Genomic DNA, 19,430 nt, shown 5'->3' with positions numbered 1-19,430 from the left:
GTAGGCAGGTGTGGGTGCCCGGTGGCCGTGATGGTCGCCGGGTGTCCGGGTTCTGGGTGTCAGGCTGCGCCCTCGATCGGGTTGAGGGTGACGGTGTAGCCGAGCTGGTTGAGTGCGGTGATCGCGCGGCGGGTGGCTCGTTCGGGGTCGCGCCGGGCGAAGTAGGTGCCGCCGAGCTCGTGGTAGGGGACGTTGTCGGTGAGCATGTGCCAGATCGCGGTGATGATCGAGTGCTCGACGGCGACCAGGGCCCTGAGCGGGCCGCGCCGGGCGGTCAGTCGCTTGTAACGGGCTTGCAGGTAGGTGTTGTTGGTTCTCACCGCTCCGAACGCCGCGAGGCCGAGGGCTCCTTTGAGATACGGGTTGCCGGGGCGGACCTTGGTGTTCTTGATGCGGCCGGCGGACTCCTGGTGGCCGGGGCAGACCCCGGCCCAGGACGCGAGGTGTTTGGCGGTGGTGAACCGGGCCATGTCGCCGCCGGTCTCCGCGATGATCACTTCGGCGACGGCCTGGTTGATGCCGGGGATGGTGTCGAGCAGGTCCAGGGCGGGCCGAAAGGGGGCCATCGCCTCCTCGATCCGCGTATCCAGCTGTCCGATGGCGTCGGTGAGCTGGTCGTAGTGGTCCAGGTGCAGCCGGGTGAGGAAGGCGTGGTGGTGGAGGAAGCGGCCGGTCAGGGCCTCGGTGAGTTCGGGGATCTTGTTGCGGAGCTTGCGTTTGGCCAGGTCCGCGAGCGTCTGCGGGTCGCGTTCGCCGGCGATGAGGGCCTCCAGCATGGCCCGGCCCGAGACGCCCATGATGTCGGAGGCGACCGCGGCCAGCTTGATCCCGGTGTCCTCCAGCAGCTTCTCCAGTCGCTGCACGATCTGCCCGCGCTCGCGGGTCATCTGGGTGCGGGCCCGGGTCAGATCCCGCAGTTCGCGCACCGGTGCGGGTGGCACGAACGAGGGGCGGACCAGGCCGTGGGCGCCGAGCTGGGCCAGCCAGGCGGCGTCGGAGACGTCGGTCTTGCGGCCGGGCAGGTTCTTGACCTGCCGGGCGTTGACCAGGATCACGTTCAGGTCCTCGGCAAGCAGGTAGTAGAACGGTTTCCAGTAGTCCGAGGTCGCCTCGATCACGACGAGTGTGACCTCGGCAGCGAGCAGGTGATCCCGCAGGGCGAGCACGGCGTTCGTGGTCGAGCCCCAGGTCGTGGTCTCGTTGGTGAACGAGCCACGCCGTTTCGTACTTGGGCTGCGGACGCACGCCTTGGCGTCCTTCTTGCTGATGTCCACACCGGCGCAGCGTTCGTGCAGCACGTCCACGGCCCCACTCCCTCCCTCACCGAATGGCCAAGCAGTACGCCGTTCCGGGAGGGCCAGGGTGGAACAGGAATTCTGACGCCCGTGCTCACAGCAACACTCCACGGTTCCCGTGGACGGCCCTCAGCGCCACGCTGACCTGCGAGCTCACCGGCATCACAGAGCAATCGGCTTCGGCCGGAACGAACCCCACCAGCGTCCCGGACAGACATCAGCCCACGTCAGGGCACACAAGAAGCACCTCGGCGCACGCAACGGCATTTACCACGCCCCCGGCGCGCACCGAAGGTGCGCTGGATCGCTGACCTGAGCAAAGCTCTGACCTGGAGTTTTGCGCTTATTGCTCGCACGTCAACGTCTTGTTAACGCGGCTTGAAGAGACCTAACGTCATCGCACCGCCGGCCCTGGTGGGAGTTCAAGGGCGAACGTTAGGTATCCACTCATGCTGACCATCCTCGGCTTCGCCATGATCGCGACCTTCCTGGTCCTGATCATGATGAAGAAGATGTCGCCGATCGCGGCGCTCGTGTTGATCCCGGCACTGTTCTGCGTCTTCGTCGGGAAGGGCGCCCACCTCGGTGACTACGTCATCGACGGCGTCACCAGCCTCGCCCCCACGGCGGCGATGCTCATGTTCGCGATCGTCTACTTCGGTGTGATGATCGATGTCGGCCTCTTCGACCCGATCGTGCGCGGGATCCTGAAGTTCGCGAAGGCCGACCCGATGCGGATCGTCGTCGGTACGGCCGTCCTCGCGGCGATCGTCTCCCTCGACGGCGACGGCTCGACCACCTTCATGATCACGGTCTCGGCGATGTACCCCCTGTACAAGCGCCTGAAGATGAGCCTGGTCGTGATGACCGGTGTCGCCGCCATGGCCAACGGCGTGATGAACACCCTGCCCTGGGGCGGCCCCACCGCCCGTGCCGCCACCGCGCTGAAGCTCGACGCCAGCGACATCTTCGTGCCGATGATCCCGGCGCTCCTGGTCGGCCTGCTCTTCGTCTTCGTCCTCTCGTACGTGCTCGGTCTGCGCGAGCGCAAGCGGCTCGGCGTGCTGACGCTGGACGAGGCGCTGGAGCCCCAGGAGGCAGAGACGGTCCTGGTGGGCGCCGGCGGCACGGGCGACGGCAACGGCAAGACCCCCGTGCCCGCCACGGGCGGCGCCGGCACCGACGCGGACGACCAGGACGACGACGATTTCCAGGGCCTCGACCCCAACCGGGCCACCCTGCGCCCCAAGCTCTACTGGTTCAACGCGCTGCTCACGGTCTCCCTGCTGACCGCCATGATCATGGAGTGGCTGCCGATCCCGGTGCTCTTCCTGCTCGGCGCCGCGCTCGCCCTCACCGTCAACTTCCCGCGCATCCCCGACCAGCGGGCCCGGCTCGCGGCCCACGCCGACAACGTCCTCAACGTCTCCGGCATGGTCTTCGCCGCCGCCGTCTTCACCGGCGTCCTCCAGGGCACCGGCATGGTCGACAGCATGGCCAAGTGGATGGTGGACGTCATCCCCGAGGGCATGGGCCCGCACATGGCCCTGGTCACCGGACTGCTGAGCCTCCCGCTCACCTACTTCATGTCGAACGACGGCTTCTACTTCGGCGTCCTGCCGGTCCTCGCCGAGGCCGGTGCCGCCCACGGGGTCTCGCCGCTGGAGATGGCCCGCGCCTCGCTGGTCGGCCAGCCGCTGCACATGTCGAGCCCGCTCGTCCCGGCCGTGTACGTCCTGGTCGGCATGGCCAAGGTCGAGTTCGGCGACCACACCAAGTTCGTGGTGAAGTGGGCGGCGGCGACCTGCCTCATCATCCTCGCGGCGGGCATCCTCTTCGGCATCATCTGACCGACAACCAGGAGGACTTGAACCATGGCGCCCGGTGGGAACCGCGGCTGGCTGCTCCGCCTCGTCATCGCCTTCAGCTTCGCGCAGGGGGCGGTGTCGATGGCCCGGCCCGCCGTCTCCTACCGGGCCCTCGCGCTGGGCGCCGACGAACGGGCGATCGGCGTCATCGCCGGGGTGTACGCGCTGCTCCCGCTGTTCGCCGCCGTGCCCCTCGGCCGCCGTACCGACCACGGCCGCTGCGCGCCCCTGCTGCCGGTCGGCGTGGTCCTGATCTCCGGCGGCTGCGCGCTGAGCGGACTTGCGAACTCCCTGGGGGCGATGGCCCTGTGGAGCGGCGTGATGGGCCTCGGCCATCTCTCCTTCGTCATCGGCGCCCAGTCGCTGGTCGCCCGCCAGTCCGCCCCGCACGAACAGGACCGCAACTTCGGCCACTTCACCATCGGCGCCTCGCTCGGCCAGCTCATCGGCCCCATCGCGGCGGGCGCGTTGATCGGCGGCCACGACATGGCGGGCACCAGCGCGCTCGCCCTGCTGGTCGCGGGGGCGGGTGCGGCGGTCGCGCTCAGTTCGCTGTGGCGCATTGAGGATCGTCGTACGACGCCCAAGTCCCGTACCGGACAGGGCGACCGCGTCCCCGTCCACCGCATCCTGCGCACCCGGGGCGTACCCGCGGGCATCCTGATCAGCCTCTCCGTGCTGTCCGCCACCGACGTCCTCACCGCGTATCTGCCGGTGGTCGGTGAGCACCGGGGTATCGCGCCCTCGGTGATCGGCCTGCTGCTCAGCCTGCGCGCGGCGGCCACCATCGCCTGCCGCCTGGTGCTGACCCCGCTGCTGCGACTGCTCAGCCGCTCCGCCCTGCTGACGGTCACCTGTCTGCTGGCGGCACTGCTGTGTGCCGGTGTCGCGCTGCCGGTGCCGGTGTGGGGGCTGGCCCTGATCCTTGCCGCGCTGGGCTTCTGCCTCGGTGTCGGCCAGCCGCTGTCCATGACGACGGTCGTCCAGGGCGCTCCCGACGGCGCCCGTTCCACCGCCCTCGCCCTGCGGCTGACCGGCAACCGCCTGGGCCAGGTCGCCGCACCCGCCACGGCAGGACTGGTCGCGGGCGTCGCGGGAGTGGCGGCGCCGTTCGTGATGCTCGGGGCGCTGCTGCTGGCATCCGCGGGCGTCGCCGTGCGGTCGCCGGGCCCGGCGAAGGGCGACGACCGCGAGGCCACAGCACCCCGTCGGTCCCGCGCCGCTGTGAGCCGTAAGAGCGACGACTGACGGGTCGTAGGGCGCGGCTTCGGGGCTTCACCACGGACATGTGACAAAGAGTCAGATGCAGTGCGATTTGTACGACAATCATCTGACTCGGAGGCCTCGCATGCCCACCACGTCTCTGCCACGCCGCGCCGGAGCGCGCACCGCCGCCCTCGCGGCCCTGACTCTCGCCGGTACGGCCGCCGGGGCGCCCGCCGCCCTCGCCCAGCCGTCCGGTGACAACGGGGACGTCAAGATCCACGCGGTGGGGACGCCCTTCGACGACCAGAGCAACGAGCCCAAGGTCTGCGACTTCTACCTCGCCGCCTTCAACTTCGACCGCGGCGAGAGGGTCACCTGGACCATCAAGACCCATCCGCCGGTCGCGGGCGGCCCCCAACTGCCCAACTCCAGCTACCCCGACAACACCGTCACCATCGAGTCGGACGGCACGGCGCACACCCTCCCGCTCGGCCTGCCCGACGGGCAGTACAGGCTCACCTGGCGTACCAACCTCGGTCACGGCGCGGGCAAGCACAAGACGTTCAAGGTCGACTGCCCCGTGTCCAAGCCCACGGCGCCGCCCGGACCCAACGGCGGTCCGCCCGCCGGTGGTGGCGGTCTCGCGCGCGATGACGCCTTCGCCCCGGTCGCCGGCGCCGCCGCGGTGGGCCTCGCGGCCGTGACCGGGGTGGTGTGGTTCCGGGTTCGTCGGCGGCCGCATGGCGTGTAAGCGGTCCTATTGCAGAGCCGAGCAGGGTGGTCGGTCGTCTGCGGCGACGCTGTGGCTGGTCGCGCCCCGCGGCGGAGCCGCATATCGACTCAGCCCTGCGCCCCTGAGGGAGTTGGAGAACCGCAGTTGGCTTCGACAGGTCGGCGTCGGCGCAGGCCGTGGTATCGGACGCGAGCTTATCGGCTGACCAGGACCGTGCTGGCGATCGTGGCACTGGTGAGCGGCAGTCTCTGGTGGGGCCAGGACGAGGAGTCCGGCGGGGTGGTCGAGGCCGCCCTGCCGGACGCCCCGGCGGCCGCCGGGGCGACGTCCGGTGGTCCCCGTGGGACGGATCCGCACGGGCTCAGGGGCCGGCCGGTACTTCCCGTGACCGTCGACCGGCCGAGGGCCACGCCGAAGCGACCGCCGCCGAAGGCCACCCCCAACGGCACCCGGAGGCCCAGTGCGCGGCCCGGCTCCGAACGCACGGGAAAGGCCGCGCCCCCCAAACCCACCAGAAGGCCCACCGCCCCCCTCCCGCGCTCCCGTGCCACCCGTCTCTCCATCGGCTACCTCGACCTCGACGCCCCGGTCATGGACCTCCGCCTCGACCGCGAACGTCGGCTGCCCGCACCCCCCGACGACGATCCGAACCTGGTCGGCTGGTACGCCGACGGGCCGTCGCCCGGGGAGCAGGGAACCGCCGTGGCCGTGGGGCATCTCGACACAGACTCCGGCCCCGCCGTCTTCGCCGGGCTCACGGAACTGCGGCGCGGGCGGCTGGTCGAGATCCGGCGCGCCGACGGGCGGACCGCGGTATACGCCGTCGACGCGGTCAAGTCGTACGAGAAGGACCGCTTCCCCAACGACGAGGTGTACGGCGCCCGGGGCCGCCCCGAACTGCGGCTGATCACCTGCGGCGGTGACTACGACCGTAGGACCGGCTATTCGGGCAATGTCGTGGTCTTCGCCCATCTCGTGAAGATCCGTGAGGCCCCGACCGCCCCCGCTCGGCGCTGAATTCGGCCGTCCGCTTTCTCACCTGCTGGACGCCAGCCCCGGATCCCGCCCATTCCCTTCCCCCGGCCGCACACATTCCGTTAACTTCCGTGACCCACAGGCCCCGTACGACCCGGACGGGGTATCAAGCCGCGGAGCACCAGGGCCGCCGACGTAGCCCCCGGGGGCACCCCTCATGACACGCGCCATCTCTCTGCATGACGTGAGCAAGAGCTACGCCAAGGGCGTTCGCGTGGTGGACCGGCTCACGTTGGACATCGAGCCCGGCGAATTCCTCGTCCTGCTCGGCCCCTCGGGCTGCGGCAAGTCGACGGTGCTGAGAATGATCGCCGGACTCGAGGAGATCGACGAGGGCGAGCTGCGGCTCGACGGCGAATGGGCCAACGATCTGCCGCCGTCCGGCCGGGACATGGCGATGGTCTTCCAGAACTTCGCCCTCTACCCGAGCATGACCAGCCGCGACAACATCGGCTTCCCGCTGCGCATCGAGACACCCGGCGAGGACCCCCGCCCCCGCGTGGACGCCACCGCCCGCATGCTCGGCATCGAGGACCTCCTCGACCGGCTGCCCGCCCAGCTCTCCGGCGGCGAACGCCAGCGCGTCGCCATGGGCCGGGCCATCGCCCGCCATCCCTCCGCCTTCCTGATGGACGAGCCCCTGTCCAACCTCGACGCCAAGCTCCGCAACCACCTGCGCGCCGAAATCACCAAGCTCACCCGCGAGTTGGGCGTCACCACGGTCTACGTCACCCATGACCAGGCCGAGGCGATGTCGCTCGGCGACCGGGTCGCCGTCCTGCGCGGCGGCGTCCTCCAGCAGATCGGCACCCCGCGCGAGGTCTACGCCCTGCCCCGCAATGTCTTCGTAGCCGCCTTCATCGGCACCCCGCGCATCAACCTGCTGCGCGGCCTCGTCCGCGCCCCGCTCGACGGAGCGATGACCATCAGCCTCGGCAAGCAGTATCTGCGGCTGCCCGAACCCCTCTCCCAGGACCACCAGTTGCTCCGGGTCCAGCAGGGGCGCGAGGTCATCGTGGGCCTGCGTTCGGAGTCCGTACGGATCGCCAAGCCGGCCGCCGCCCGGCCCGGGGAGGTGCTGATCACCGGTCTGGTGGAGCACCTCGAGTTCCAGGGTCACGAGGTGCTCGTCCACTTCAACACCGGCTCCCGCCCGGCCGTCGTACCCGAACTGGAGGCCCCGCGCCCGCTGCGCCGGGTGCGGCGGCGCAGGCGGGAGGGCGGCACGGTCCTGGACCGGCTCCGGGAGCGGGCGGGCGCGCTGCGGGCGGGGCCCGTGGTGGTGCTGGAGGACCACCCCGCCCCGGACACCGACCCCGGCCCGCCCGAGGGGCGGCTCCCCGGCGACCTCATCGTCCGGACCACCCCCGACATCGACCTCCGGCACGGGATGCAGGTGCCGCTGCTCGTCGACATCGCCCATCTGTTCGTCTTCGACCAGCACGGCGAACGGATCTGCCCGGCCCCGGCGCGGCTGCCCGATCTGGAGGAATAGGCCCCGTAAGGGATGGGGCATGAACCACCTCATGACACCGAGCCTGACCCGCAGCCGCGCCGTCCTGGTGACCGCAGGCCTCCTGCTCGCCGTGGCCGCCCCCACCGCATACGCCACCCTCGACGACGGCGAGGCCGCCACCGTCCCGCAGCGCGGCGAGCCCTATGTCGAGACCCAGCTCTTCTTCGGCACCGAACGCCCCGACGGCGGACCGGCTGTCACCGACGAACAGTTCATGAACTTCATCGACGAGGAGGTCACCCCGGACTTCCCCGACGGCCTCACCGTCCAGACCGGCCGCGGCCAGTGGCGGGACGCGAGCGGCACGATCGAGAAGGAACGGTCGTACGAGTTGATCCTGCTGTACCCGGTCGCGGCGGCGAAGACGAGCGACCAGAAGATCGAGGAGATCCGCCGGGCCTACGAGAAGGAGTTCGCCCAGGAGTCGGTGGGGAGGGTGGACGACCGGGCCAGGGTCGACTTCTGAGCCCCTTCCGGGCAGGGTGACCTGTGCCATGCGGGCGGTACCTGGTGCCAAAAAACTAACGGCGCTAGTTTAAGGGGCGGTCCGCAAGCACCCCGGAAGGAACCCGATGAAGGCACACGACGGCTTCTACATCGACGGAGCCTGGCACCCCGCAGTCGGCCGGGACACGATCGACGTCGTGAACCCGGCCGACGAGCAGCTCATCGGCCAGGTCCCCGCGGGAAACGCAGAGGACGTAGACACCGCCGTACGCGCCGCACGCACCGCACTCGCGGACTGGTCCGCAACCCCACCCGCCGAACGCGCAGAACGCCTCACCGCCCTCCGAGACATCCTCACCACCCGCAAGGACGAGATCGCCGAGACAGTAACCGCAGAACTCGGCTCCCCCCTCGCCTTCTCCCAGGCAGTCCACGCCTCCGTACCGATCGCGGTAGCGACCTCGTACGCCGAGCTGGCCGCCACGTACGCCTTCGAAGAGAAGGTCGGCAACTCCACCGTGTTCCACGAGCCCATCGGCGTGGTCGGCGCGATCACCCCCTGGAACTACCCGCTCCACCAGATCGTCGCCAAGGTCGGCCCCGCCCTCGCCGCAGGCTGCACCGTCGTCCTCAAGCCCGCCGAGGACACCCCCCTCACCGCCCAGCTCTTCGCCGAGGCGGCCCATGAGGCCGGCCTCCCCGCGGGCGTCTTCAACCTGGTCACCGGTCTCGGTCCGGTCGCGGGCCAGGCCCTCGTCGAGCATCCGGGCGTGGACCTGGTCTCCTTCACCGGCTCCACGGCCGTAGGCAGGCAGATCGCCGCGACGGCCGCCGCCGCGATCAAAAAGGTCGCCCTCGAACTCGGCGGCAAGTCCGCCAACGTCATCCTGCCGAGCGCCGACCTCGCCAAGGCGGTGAACGTCGGCGTCGCGAACGTCATGTCCAACTCCGGCCAGACATGCAGCGCCTGGACCCGGATGCTCGTGCACACCTCGCAGTACGACGAAGCCGTCGCCCTCGCCACCGCGGCCGCCGCGAAGTACGGCGAGCGCATCGGCCCGGTGGTGAACGCACGGCAGCGGGAGCGGGTGCGCGGCTATATCGACCAGGGCGTCGCCGAGGGCGCCCGCCTGGTCGCGGGCGGCACCGAATCCCCGCGCGAACAGGGCTACTTCGTCAGCCCGACGGTCTTCGCCGACGTCACCCCCGAGATGACCATCGCGCAGGAGGAGATCTTCGGCCCGGTCCTGTCGATCCTCCGGTACGAGGACGAGGACGACGCCCTGCGCATCGCCAACGGCACGGTCTACGGCCTTGCGGGGGCGGTGTGGGGCGAGCAGTCGGAGGCCGTCGCCTTCGCGCGCCGGATGGAGACCGGCCAGGTCGACATCAACGGCGGTCGCTTCAACCCCCTTGCCCCCTTCGGCGGTTACAAGCAGTCCGGCGTCGGCCGGGAGCTCGGCACGCATGGCCTCGCCGAGTATGTCCAGACCAAGTCCCTCCAGTTCTAGAGGAGTTCACACCCATGGTTCGCGCCGCTGTCCTGCCCGCCGTGGGCGCTCCGCTGGAGATCGCCGAGATCGACCTCCCGGACCCGGGCCCCGGCCAGGTCCGGGTCCGGCTCGCCGCCGCGGGCGTCTGCCACTCCGACCTGTCCCTGTCCAACGGCACGATGCGCGTGCCGGTCCCGGCCGTCCTCGGCCACGAGGGCGCGGGCACGGTGGTCGCGGTCGGCGAGGGCGTCACGCACGTGGCCCCGGGTGCCGGGGTCGTCCTCAACTGGGCCCCGTCCTGCGGAAGTTGCCATGCCTGCACGCTGGGCGAGGTCTGGCTGTGCGCCAACGCCCTGAACGGCGCCGCCGATGTCTACGCCCACCGCGCCTCCGACGGCACCGACCTGCATCCCGGCCTGAACGTCGCCGCGTTCGCCGAGGAGACGGTGGTCTCGGCGTCCTGCGTCCTGCCCGCCCCCGACGGCGTCCGGCTCACCGAGGCGGCCCTGCTGGGCTGCGCGGTCCTCACGGGCTACGGCGCCGTCCACCACTCGGCGCGCGTGCGCTCCGGGGAGACGGTGGCCGTGTACGGCGTCGGCGGAGTCGGCCTCGCCGCGCTCCAGTCGGCCCGTATCGCCGGAGCCTCGAAGATCGTCGCGGTGGACGTGTCCCCGGCGAAGGAGGAACTGGCCCGCGCGGCCGGCGCCACGGAGTTCGTGATCGCCTCGGAGAACACGGCCCGCGAGATCCGCGCCCTCACCGGCAAGCAGGGCGTGGACGTGGCGATCGAGTGCGTGGGCCGCGCGTCCACCATCCGCACCGCCTGGGACTCCACCCGCCGCGGCGGCCGTACGACGGTCGTCGGCATCGGCGGCAAGGACCAGGAGGTCACCTTCAACGCCCTGGAGATCTTCCACTGGGGCCGCACGCTCTCCGGCTGCGTCTACGGCAACACGGACCCGTCCCGGGACGTCCCGATCCTGGCGGAACACGTCCGCGAGGGCCGCCTGGACCTGGGGATGCTGGTGACGGAACGGATCGGTCTTGAGGGGATTCCGGCGGCCTTCGAGAACATGCTGGCGGGGAAGGGTGGCCGGGCGCTGGTGGTGTTCTAGTCGACCCGTCCGGCGTTGGAGGACGAGGCCGGTTCGGGCCCGATCGCGGTGCTGGGGGCACTGTCCCCGGCACCACCCGCCCCGGCCGACGAACGGGACCGCGAGACGGCCACCCCCGCCAGACACAGCGCCCCGCCCGCCAGCGTCAGCACCCCCGGCACCTCACCCAGCGCCAGCCACGACATCAGCACGACCAGCGCGGGCACGGCGTACGTCGTCGCGCCCATCCGGCTGGCGGTCGTACGGGCCAACGCGTACGCCCACGTCGTAAAGGCGAGCGCGGTCGGAAAGACGCCGAGGTAGACCATGTTGAGCGTGGCCGACACCGGCGCCTCGGCCGCCTCCGCAACCAGCTGCCCGGCGAACGGCAGACACGCCACCGCGCCCACCAGACACCCGAACGTCGTCACCTGCAACGCACTCGCCCGTGCCAGCGCCGGCTTCTGCGCGACGACGCCTCCGGCGTACCCCACCGCCGCCAGCATGCACAGCACCACACCGAGCAGCGAGGACCCGCCCCCGCTGGACATCGAAAGCCCCACGGTCACCGCACCCGCGAACGACACCGCCATACCCGCCAGCAGCCGCGGCGGCATGGCGTCACCGAGCAGCCGAGCGCCCAGCAGCGCGACGAGGATCGGCCCGATGTTCACCACGAGTGCCGCCGTACCGGCGTCCACCTGCTGCTCGCCCCAGTTCAGGGCGACCATGTAGAACCCGAACCACAGCAGCCCGGATATCCCGATCCCACGCCACGTCGACCGCGGCGGCCACCCTTCTCTTCGTACGACACAGATGGTCCCGAGCACCAGCGCCCCGGCCAGCAGCCGCCCCAGCGCGAGCGCGCCCGGCGAGTAGGCGGAGCCTGCGCTGCGGATGGAGACGAAGGCGGAGGCCCAGAGCACGACGGTGACTGTGGCGGCGGCGGTGGCGAGCAGTTCCGTACGGCGGGTGGACGCGGCGTTCATCATGCTCCTGAGGCTAGGAAAGTGGCGGTTTGAAAGCATGCGGGTTTCGGACGGCTTGTAGCTGCGGGTGCGTAGTGGCTGGTCGCGCCCACGCCCCTTAAGGGGCGCTTAGTGCAACGTCGTTACTTCAATCCCCAGCAGTTCGGCCAGCGCCTGTTCACCTGCCGCCGTCACCTTCACCGCCCGCTCGGACCCGATCCGCACGCACCAACCCGCATCCAGCGCATGCCGGCACACCGCCGCCCCCGCGACCCCCGCCAGATGCGGACGCCGCTCGGTCCAGTCGAGGCAGGCCCGGGCCAACGGCCGTCGGCTCGCCCGATCCAGCCGGATCCCGGCGGAGTCGAACCACGCCACCCCCGCATCCGTGAGCGCAAACCCGGTGTCCTGCCGCAGCAGCCCCCGCGCGGTGAACGCATCGGTCACCGCGATCCCGAGCCGCCCGGCCAGATGGTCGTAACAGGTCCGCCCACGCGCCATCGCCGACCCGGCACTGGACTGACGCAGACTCCGGGGCCGTACGACGGCCTGGGGCGCCACCTGCGCGGCGAGATCCTCCACGAGCTGTGCGGCCCGGGCATCGGCGAACCGCACATATCGATGCCGCCCCTGCCGCTCCTCGACCAGAAGCCCACCGGCCACAAGCTTGCCCAAATGCTCACTGACCGTGGACGCCGCAACCCCCGCATGCCGAGCCAACTCCCCAGCGGTCCAGGCCCGCCCGTCGAGAAGCGCGAGCAGGCAGGCGGCCCGGGTCTCATCGGCGAGGAGGGAGGCGAGCTGAGCGAGGTGGGCTGCGCGGGGGTCGCGTTCGGTCATGGGATCCAGCATGGGGCCTGGATACTTCGGTGACAGCCGAACTGTCGTGAACGAAATCTTCCCTAGGGGCGCGGGGCTGTATCGATATGCGGCTCCGCCGCGTGGGCGCGACCAACCCCCACCGGCCCGCAGATCACAACGACCGCGCAACCCCTTCGTACTGCCGCTCCAACCCATCGAGCAGCGCAGCAAGCCCCGTCTCAAAGGCCCGCTCATCAATCTTCTCCTGCCGCTCGGCAAGAAGATGCGCCTGCCCCAAATGCGGATAGTCCGCAGGGTCATACGCACTGACGTCGTCGACAAATCCCCCCGCGAACGACCCCAACGCGGACCCCATGATGAAGTACCGCATCAGCGCCCCGATCGACGTGGCCTGCGCCGGTGGCCACCCCGCCTCCACCATCGCCCCGTACACCGCGTCCGCGAGCCGCAGCGCGGCCGGCCGTCGCCCCGGCCCGCGCGCGAGCACAGGCACGATGTTCGGATGGTCCCGCAGGGCCGCCCGATAGGACACCGCCCAGTCGTGCAACGCCGTCCGCCAGTCCCGTCCGTCCTCGAACATCGACAGGTCGACCTGCGCGCTCACCGAGTCCGCGACCGCCTCCAGGATCTGGTCCTTGGTGCGGAAGTGGTTGTAGAGGGACGGCCCGCTCACCCCCAACTCCGCGGCGAGCCGCCGAGTGGAGACGGCCGCGAGGCCCTCCGTGTCCACGAGCACCCGCGCCGTCTCGACGATCCGGTCGGTGCTGAGCAGGGGCTTGCGCGGTCGGGCCATGGCGCACATAGTAGGGCTGCGAACTGGAAACTAGCAGTGCTAATTTAAATGTACGGCATTCAATTGGGGTGACTCGGTATGAACCTGGAGCTCAGCGAGGAGCAGACCGCCGTACGGCAGCTCGCCCGGGACTTCGTGGCCCGCGAGATCGCCCCGCACGTCGTCGCCTGGGACCGCGCCGAGGAGGTCGACCGGGGCATCGTGAAGAAGCTCGGCGAGGTCGGCTTCCTGGGGCTGACGGTCGACGAGGAGTACGGCGGTTCCGGCGGTGACCATCTCGCGTACTGCCTGGTCACGGAGGAGCTCGGCCGCGGTGACTCCTCGGTGCGCGGCATCGTCTCGGTCTCCCTCGGTCTCGTCGCCAAGACGATCGCGTCCCGGGGGAGCGAGGAGCAGAAGCGGCGGTGGCTGCCGGGCCTGACCGCCGGTGACTACGTCGGCTGCTTCGGCCTCACCGAGCCGGGCACCGGCTCCGACGCGGGCAACCTCGCCACCCGCGCGGTCCGCGACGGCGACGACTACGTCATCAACGGCACCAAGATGTTCATCACCAACGGCACCTGGGCCGATGTGGTGCTGCTCTTCGCCCGCTCCACGGACGCCCCCGGCCACAAGGGCGTCTCCGCCTTCCTGGTCCCCACGGACACCCCCGGCCTGTCCCGCCGTACGATCCACGGCAAGCTCGGCCTGCGCGGACAGGCCACCGCCGAACTGGTCCTGGAGGACGTGCGCGTGCCCGCCTCCGCGCTGCTCGGCGAGGAGGGCAAGGGCTTCTCGGTCGCCATGTCGGCGCTGGCCAAGGGGCGGATGTCGGTGGCGGCGGGGTGTGTGGGCCTCGCCCAGGCGGCCCTGGACGTGGCTGTGAAGTACGCGGGGGAGCGGGAGCAGTTCGGCAAGACCATCGCCCACCATCAGCTCGTACAGGAGCTGATCAGCGACATCGCCGTGGACGTCGACGCCGCCCGGCTGCTGACCTGGCGGGTCGCCGACCTCATCGACCGCGGGCTGCCCTTCGCCACCGAGTCCTCCAAGGCCAAGCTGTTCGCCTCGGAGGCCGCGGTCCGCGCCGCCAACAACGCCCTGCAGGTCTTCGGCGGCTACGGCTACATCGACGAGTACCCGGCGGGCAAGCTGCTGCGGGACGCCCGGGTGATGACCCTCTACGAGGGCACGAGCCAGATCCAGAAGCTGGTGATAGGCCGCGCGCTGACCGGCGTCTCGGCCTTCTGAGTACCTCTCCTGAGTACTTCGGCGGATGTGGCGCGGCCCACGTCCGCCGATGCTTGTCCCATGAGTGACACATCGGTCAAGCAGCAGAACACGGCCGCCTTCTACGGCCAGTCCGTCGCCTCCTTCGCCGTCGCCATGGCGGCGACCGCCATCGGCATCTACCAGCTGGAGGCCGACCCCTGGGTCCGCGCCTTCCTCGGCGTGGCCGTCCTGTACCTGGTCACCTCCGCCTTCACCCTCGCCAAGGTCATCCGCGACCGCCAGGACGCGACGACGGGCCGGCCGTACGGCCCGTTCGAAAAGCTCTGAGCGGCTGCACTAAGCGCCCGCTCACCGTCGGCGGTATGGTGGTGACTCTGTCATCGAGAGGGGCGAACGAGCGATGAGTACGGCGGAGGAGACGGCCGGCGGCGAGGGGTCGGCGTGGGGCGAGGTCACGCCCGACGCGGCCCGGCGGTTGCTGATCGCCGCGGTGGAGGCCTTCGCCGAGCGTGGCTATCACGCCACGACGACCCGTGACATCGCGGGCCGCGCCGGGATGAGCCCGGCGGCGCTCTACATCCACTACAAGACCAAGGAAGAGCTGCTCCACCGGATCAGCCGGATCGGGCACGAGAAGGCGCTGGAGATCCTGCGTACGGCTTCCTCGCGCGAGGGCACCGCGACCGAGCGGCTCGCCGACGCGGTGAGCTCCTTCGTGCGCTGGCACGCGGGCGGCCGTACCACCGCCCGCGTGGTGCAGTACGAGCTGGACTCGCTCGGCCCCGAGGCCCGGGCGGAGATCCTCGGGCTGCGTCGGCAGGTCGATGCCGAGGTGCGCGGGATCATCGAGGACGGGGTCGCGTCCGGCGAGTTCGAGGTGCCGGACGTCAAGGGCACCACCCTTGCCGTGCTGTCGCTCTGCATCGACGTGGCGCGCTGGTTCAACGTGGACGGACCCCGGACGCCCGACGAGGTCGGCGAGCTGTACGCCGACCTCGTGCTGCGGATGGTGGGGGCGAAGTAGGCCCCGCTTTCGTGGCCTACAGGTAGTAGCGCGAGACGGACTCGGCGACGCACACCGGCTTGTCACCGCCCTCGCGCTCCACGGAGAACGCGACCGTCACCTGGACGCCGCCGGTGACGTCGTCGACGCCGGTGATCGTCGCGGTGGCGCGCACGCGCGAACCGACCGGCACGGGGGCCGGGAAACGGACCTTGTTCGTGCCGTAGTTGACGCCCATCTTCACGCCCTCGACCTTGATCAGCTGCGGGCCGAACAGGGGCAGCAGCGACAGGGTGAGGTATCCGTGGGCGATGGTCGTCCCGAACGGGCCGGTGGCGGCCTTCTCGGGATCGATGTGGATCCACTGATGATCCCCGGTCGCCTCCGCGAACAGATCGATCCGCTTCTGGTCGATCTCCAGCCAGTCGGTGTACCCCAGCTGCTCGCCGACCGCGGCCTTCAGGTCGTCGACGGAGGTGAAGCTCCTCGGTTCTGCCATGTCCCTGGCCTCCCAAAAGTCTAAGCGACTGCTTAGCATGCTCGGGTGGAGGCTCCCTGTCAACGGACCTGCCGTCTGCCGGGATGGGTAGTCTTCGAGGGGTGCCCAAGATTTCCGAGAAGATCCACGAGCTCACGGTCGGCCAGCTCGCCGCGCGCAGCGGCGCCGCGGTCTCCGCCCTGCACTTCTACGAGGCCAAGGGCCTGATCGCCAGCCGCCGCACAGCGGGCAACCAGCGCCGCTACGGCAGGGACACGCTGCGCCGGGTGGCCTTCATCAGGGCGGCGCAGCGTGTGGGCATCCCCCTGGCGACCATCCGAGAGGCCCTGGCCGAACTCCCCGAGGAGCGAACCCCCACCCATGAGGACTGGGCCCGCCTCTCGGCGGCCTGGCGAGCGGAACTGGACGAACGCATCACCCAACTGAACCGCCTCCGGGACCACTTGACGGACTGCATCGGCTGCGGCTGCCTGTCCCTGGACACATGCGTTCTGTCGAACCCGGACGACGCCTTCGGCGAACGCCGCGCGGGTTCGAGGCTGATGGTGGAACGCGGGCGGACGACCACGAAGAAACCCGCGTAGCCGCGGGCAGCGGACCGCTCACTCGTACTCCGTTCCGCCCTTCCGTGTCAGATACGCCGGGCTGACCGCCTTCGCGATGGCTCGGCCCCCGGTCACCGCGCTGTACCGCTCCACCACCGGCCGTATCACCACACCCTCCCGCAGATGCAGCCCCCGCCCGGACACGGTCTCCCGTCCGCTCGCGATCTCCAGCACCCGCTCACTGTCGTACGGGCCCGCATACAGCTCAGGCACCAACGGCAGCGCATCGCCGAGCACTTCAGCAGCGTTCAGCCACCGCACCGAACCGTCGATCTCCGCCGAAACGTCGAACACCGCGTACCCCAAGGACTCGCGTCGCCCGTCCGCTCCGTACGTCAGGTCCTGGACCCCCGCCCCGTACACCTCACCGAAGATCCCGACCCGCCGAGCCCCCAGCCGCTTCGCGAGGCGGGCTGCCACCTCCGCGACCCCATGCCCGTGCACGGCACGCCAGTACAGATTCCGTGGATCCTCCTTCAGCGCCAGCGACTTCGCGCCGAAGCCCTTGGAGGAGACGTACATCCGCGACTCGTCCGCCACATAGGTCACCAGGCATGCCGAGCCGTGCAGCTTCTCCGTCAGGACCACCGGCTCGCCCGGCGTGAAGATCCCCGGATACCGCTGGATGTTCTCGATGTCCACCCACGGCAACAGATCCGGCGCCGACTCCACGTCCCCGGACATCGTCGGCGGTATCGGCGGCACCCACTTGGTGATCCCGAGTCGCTCCGCGAAGTCCGTGCCGTCCGACGCCGCCTGCGCCAGGTCCACGCCCGCCAGCGCCGACGGCCGGCACACGATCCCCTGCGACAGCTCCCCGCGCAGTCGAACCGCCTTCACCCGGTCCGAGTTGCTCCCCGCCAGCCGCCCGGTCAGCCCCAGCTCCTCGACCAGCGCGGTCGGCAGGACGGACTGCTCGGGGATGTACACGGCGACCTCGCCCGTGCGGTACGCGCCCTTCGCCACGACCGCCCGGTACAGGCCCACCTGGGCCAGTTCGAGGGAGTCGGCGTTGGGATGCTCATGGACGGTCAGCACTTCGGCGGTGACGCGCAGCGTCGACATCGGTGACTCCTGGGTTCTTTCGTCAGCTGTGTTTCATCGCCTCCAACTGTCCGGACGGGAAAGGGGTGGAGCGAGTCAATTAGGGCCTGCTAGCGTCCCGGCCCGCCGTTCCGTACTGGATCAGCCCCGCTGTTACCAACTGTGCGTTGGACGCCGCCCGTTCGCCGGTCGGCAGCAGCAGCATGTCCTCGAGCCCAACCCGCGTCGCCAGCCCCAGCCGTCCCGCCAGCCGCAGTACCGGCCACGCCCCGTCGTCCTCGCCGTGCAGCAGCACGGGCCGGCCAAAGGCGGATCCCAGCTCGGCCAGCAGGCCCCGCGCACTGTCCTCGGCCGTGTCCGGCGATGTGTCCGTCACTTCCGCCAGCACCCGCAGCACCTGCGGCCCCAGGGGTGAGCGAGCGAATCGCGCGGCCCCGTCCGTCCCTGACCAGATCCCGGCCTCCACCCCGACTCCCAGGTCGATCAGCGCGGCGGCCACCTCCTCCGCCCCGGGCTCGTGCCAGTTGACCGAGGCGTGGTCGGGGAGCGACGTCCAGGACCTTATGCGAGCCACTCGCGCCGTGGGAGACGGCTCGGCCCACGCGCCCGTCGTCACCCCGACCGGCACGGACACCCGCGCCCGTATCGTCTCCAGCGTCGCCGCCACGACGCGTGGGGACAGGCTGTCCTGTCCGCAGGGTGTCTTGGGATGAACATGCACATCTGTGGCACCGGCTGCCACCGCACCGGCCGCGGACTCGGCCATCGCCTCCGGCGTGAGCGGCACCGACGCACCGTCGGCCGCCCCGCGGGGCCCGTTCAAACAGACCTGCACCATGCCCCGATGGTCCCTCGGCATGTGGGGGTGCGGCATCCCCGGCGCACCCCCGGTCGTACCAAGCGGCCCCCGATGAAGTCCGGCGCGCTGTCGCGCCCCGCAAGGGGCGCGGGGCTGTGTTGAATCTGCGGCTACCGCCGCGTGGGCGCGACCAGCCCCCACCGGCCCGCGGATTCATCACCGGGCTTCCAGCGGAGCCTTTACGCAGAGACCAGCAGCCGCCGCTCCCGCCGTGCGGCCGCCAGGGCCTCCGGCGTCAGTACGGGACGTGGGACCACGATCCCGCAGTGGGTGCAGACCGGGCCCGAGGAGGGTTCATGGGCCAGGTCGTACTTCCAGGTCAGCCGCTCCCCGCCGCACACCGGGCATTCGGCACCCGGGTCGCGCTCCAGGGCGGAGATCAGCCGGCGCAGCACCTCGGCCAGCGGCTCACGGGGGTGGACCCGCGGGTCGTCGCACCACGCAACTCCGAAACCGCCCCAGGTCAGCCGGTGCCAGTCGTCGACACTCCCCGGCCTGCGCAGTCCGTCGTGCTTCTCCTTCTTGCGCCGGTGGGCGAACTCGACCTCGTAGGCGAGCCACACCGAACGCGCTTCCTCCAACTCGTCCAACGCGGCCACGAGCCGCGCTGGATCGGGGGACCGGTCCTCCGGACCGATCCCGGCCCGGGAGCACAAGTGGTCCCAGGTCGCCCTGTGCCCGTAAGGGGCGAACCGCTCAAGGCACTTGCGCAGCGAATAGCGTCGCAGCGCCAGATCACAGCGCGGGTCTCGTACCTGTCTCGCCAGACTCCGGAAACCGGCCATCGCCCTGCACCTCCGTCACACCTGCACCTGTACTTCGGTCACTTCGGCGTCGCGTCGTACGGACTTCGTACGACGTTGACGAATAGACGTATCGACACGCGATTCGGCTCCATCCGATTTCCGATGGCCCCCATCAGCCGGGCCGCGCGCGTC

General features: G+C 70.5%; 20 protein-coding genes. 12 read left to right on the top strand and 8 right to left on the bottom strand.

Annotation, left to right across the window (positions count from 1 at the left end; genetic code table 11):
• Positions 1-59: 59 nt before the first annotated feature.
• Positions 60-1,304 carry an IS110 family transposase gene (locus tag OHT76_RS09245; RefSeq protein WP_328870272.1) on the bottom strand — a complete coding sequence of 415 codons (1,245 nt, stop codon included), beginning with the start codon at positions 1,302-1,304 and terminating at the stop codon, positions 60-62.
• Positions 1,305-1,744: 440 nt separating this feature from the next.
• Between OHT76_RS09245 and OHT76_RS09240 the strand changes: the two genes are divergently transcribed.
• From OHT76_RS09240 to OHT76_RS09205, 8 genes are all read left to right on the top strand, one after another.
• A complete protein-coding gene (locus tag OHT76_RS09240; RefSeq protein ID WP_328870271.1) occupies positions 1,745-3,145 on the top strand; it encodes a CitMHS family transporter in 1,401 nt (466 codons plus the stop codon).
• Between the two features lie 24 nt (positions 3,146-3,169).
• Positions 3,170-4,411, top strand: a complete 1,242-nt coding sequence (locus OHT76_RS09235; protein WP_328870270.1) for an MFS transporter — start codon at positions 3,170-3,172, stop codon at positions 4,409-4,411.
• 100 nt (positions 4,412-4,511) lie between these two features.
• Positions 4,512-5,120: a hypothetical protein gene (locus tag OHT76_RS09230; RefSeq protein WP_328870269.1), complete on the top strand. Its 609-nt coding sequence runs from the start codon at positions 4,512-4,514 to the stop codon at positions 5,118-5,120.
• A gap of 216 nt (positions 5,121-5,336) precedes the next feature.
• Positions 5,337-6,119: a class F sortase gene (locus OHT76_RS09225; protein ID WP_328870268.1), complete on the top strand. Its 783-nt coding sequence runs from the start codon at positions 5,337-5,339 to the stop codon at positions 6,117-6,119.
• A 175-nt stretch (positions 6,120-6,294) separates the two neighbouring features.
• Positions 6,295-7,632: an ABC transporter ATP-binding protein gene (locus OHT76_RS09220; protein ID WP_328870267.1), complete on the top strand. Its 1,338-nt coding sequence runs from the start codon at positions 6,295-6,297 to the stop codon at positions 7,630-7,632.
• Between the two features lie 31 nt (positions 7,633-7,663).
• The gene (locus tag OHT76_RS09215) at positions 7,664-8,119 is read left to right on the top strand and encodes a DUF3574 domain-containing protein (protein WP_328876486.1); all 456 of its coding nucleotides are present in this window, start codon (positions 7,664-7,666) and stop codon (positions 8,117-8,119) included.
• Between the two features lie 106 nt (positions 8,120-8,225).
• On the top strand, positions 8,226-9,611 hold the full coding sequence (locus tag OHT76_RS09210) for an aldehyde dehydrogenase family protein (RefSeq protein ID WP_328870266.1): 1,386 nt from the start codon (positions 8,226-8,228) through the stop codon (positions 9,609-9,611).
• A 14-nt stretch (positions 9,612-9,625) separates the two neighbouring features.
• Complete coding sequence (locus tag OHT76_RS09205; RefSeq protein WP_328870265.1) at positions 9,626-10,708, top strand: Zn-dependent alcohol dehydrogenase; 1,083 nt, start codon at positions 9,626-9,628, stop codon at positions 10,706-10,708.
• On the opposite strand, the gene OHT76_RS09200 is transcribed toward OHT76_RS09205, so the two are convergent.
• From OHT76_RS09200 to OHT76_RS09190, 3 genes are all read right to left on the bottom strand, one after another.
• Positions 10,705-11,676: a DMT family transporter gene (locus tag OHT76_RS09200; RefSeq protein WP_443049910.1), complete on the bottom strand. Its 972-nt coding sequence runs from the start codon at positions 11,674-11,676 to the stop codon at positions 10,705-10,707. The genes OHT76_RS09205 and OHT76_RS09200 overlap by 4 nt on opposite strands.
• A 108-nt stretch (positions 11,677-11,784) precedes the next feature.
• Positions 11,785-12,495 carry an ArsR/SmtB family transcription factor gene (locus OHT76_RS09195; RefSeq protein ID WP_328870263.1) on the bottom strand — a complete coding sequence of 237 codons (711 nt, stop codon included), beginning with the start codon at positions 12,493-12,495 and terminating at the stop codon, positions 11,785-11,787.
• Positions 12,496-12,628: 133 nt separating this feature from the next.
• On the bottom strand, positions 12,629-13,270 hold the full coding sequence (locus tag OHT76_RS09190) for a TetR/AcrR family transcriptional regulator (RefSeq protein WP_328870262.1): 642 nt from the start codon (positions 13,268-13,270) through the stop codon (positions 12,629-12,631).
• 78 nt (positions 13,271-13,348) lie between these two features.
• On the opposite strand from OHT76_RS09190, the gene OHT76_RS09185 reads away from it, so the two are divergent.
• The 3 genes from OHT76_RS09185 (at position 13,349) to OHT76_RS09175 (ending at position 15,506) form a co-directional block, all read left to right on the top strand.
• The gene (locus tag OHT76_RS09185) at positions 13,349-14,500 is read left to right on the top strand and encodes an acyl-CoA dehydrogenase family protein (protein ID WP_328870261.1); all 1,152 of its coding nucleotides are present in this window, start codon (positions 13,349-13,351) and stop codon (positions 14,498-14,500) included.
• A gap of 60 nt (positions 14,501-14,560) precedes the next feature.
• Positions 14,561-14,809: a YiaA/YiaB family inner membrane protein gene (locus tag OHT76_RS09180; RefSeq protein WP_328870260.1), complete on the top strand. Its 249-nt coding sequence runs from the start codon at positions 14,561-14,563 to the stop codon at positions 14,807-14,809.
• Between the two features lie 73 nt (positions 14,810-14,882).
• Positions 14,883-15,506 (top strand): TetR/AcrR family transcriptional regulator, encoded by a 624-nt coding sequence (locus OHT76_RS09175; protein WP_328870259.1) that lies wholly within the window; start codon positions 14,883-14,885, stop codon positions 15,504-15,506.
• A 16-nt stretch (positions 15,507-15,522) separates the two neighbouring features.
• Here the strand turns inward: OHT76_RS09175 and OHT76_RS09170 are convergent, their stop codons facing one another.
• Positions 15,523-15,984: a MaoC family dehydratase gene (locus OHT76_RS09170; protein WP_328870258.1), complete on the bottom strand. Its 462-nt coding sequence runs from the start codon at positions 15,982-15,984 to the stop codon at positions 15,523-15,525.
• Between the two features lie 101 nt (positions 15,985-16,085).
• On the opposite strand from OHT76_RS09170, the gene soxR reads away from it, so the two are divergent.
• On the top strand, positions 16,086-16,568 hold the full coding sequence (gene soxR / locus OHT76_RS09165; protein WP_328870257.1) for a redox-sensitive transcriptional activator SoxR: 483 nt from the start codon (positions 16,086-16,088) through the stop codon (positions 16,566-16,568).
• 18 nt (positions 16,569-16,586) lie between these two features.
• On the opposite strand, the gene OHT76_RS09160 is transcribed toward soxR, so the two are convergent.
• The 3 genes from OHT76_RS09160 to OHT76_RS09150 form a co-directional block, all read right to left on the bottom strand.
• Entirely contained in the window at positions 16,587-17,654 is a 1,068-nt protein-coding gene (locus OHT76_RS09160; protein WP_328870256.1) for an RNA ligase (ATP), read from the bottom strand.
• 79 nt (positions 17,655-17,733) lie between these two features.
• Entirely contained in the window at positions 17,734-18,471 is a 738-nt protein-coding gene (locus OHT76_RS09155) for a 3-keto-5-aminohexanoate cleavage protein (RefSeq protein ID WP_328870255.1), read from the bottom strand.
• Between the two features lie 200 nt (positions 18,472-18,671).
• Positions 18,672-19,277 (bottom strand): hypothetical protein, encoded by a 606-nt coding sequence (locus OHT76_RS09150; protein WP_328870254.1) that lies wholly within the window; start codon positions 19,275-19,277, stop codon positions 18,672-18,674.
• Positions 19,278-19,430 lie beyond the last annotated feature (153 nt).

Source organism: Streptomyces sp. NBC_00287 (assembly GCF_036173105.1).
In the GTDB taxonomy this organism is placed as follows: Bacteria; Actinomycetota; Actinomycetes; order Streptomycetales; family Streptomycetaceae; genus Streptomyces.
The sequence above is the reverse complement of the archived record's forward strand: the minus strand, read 5'-3'. Positions and strand labels throughout refer to the sequence as shown.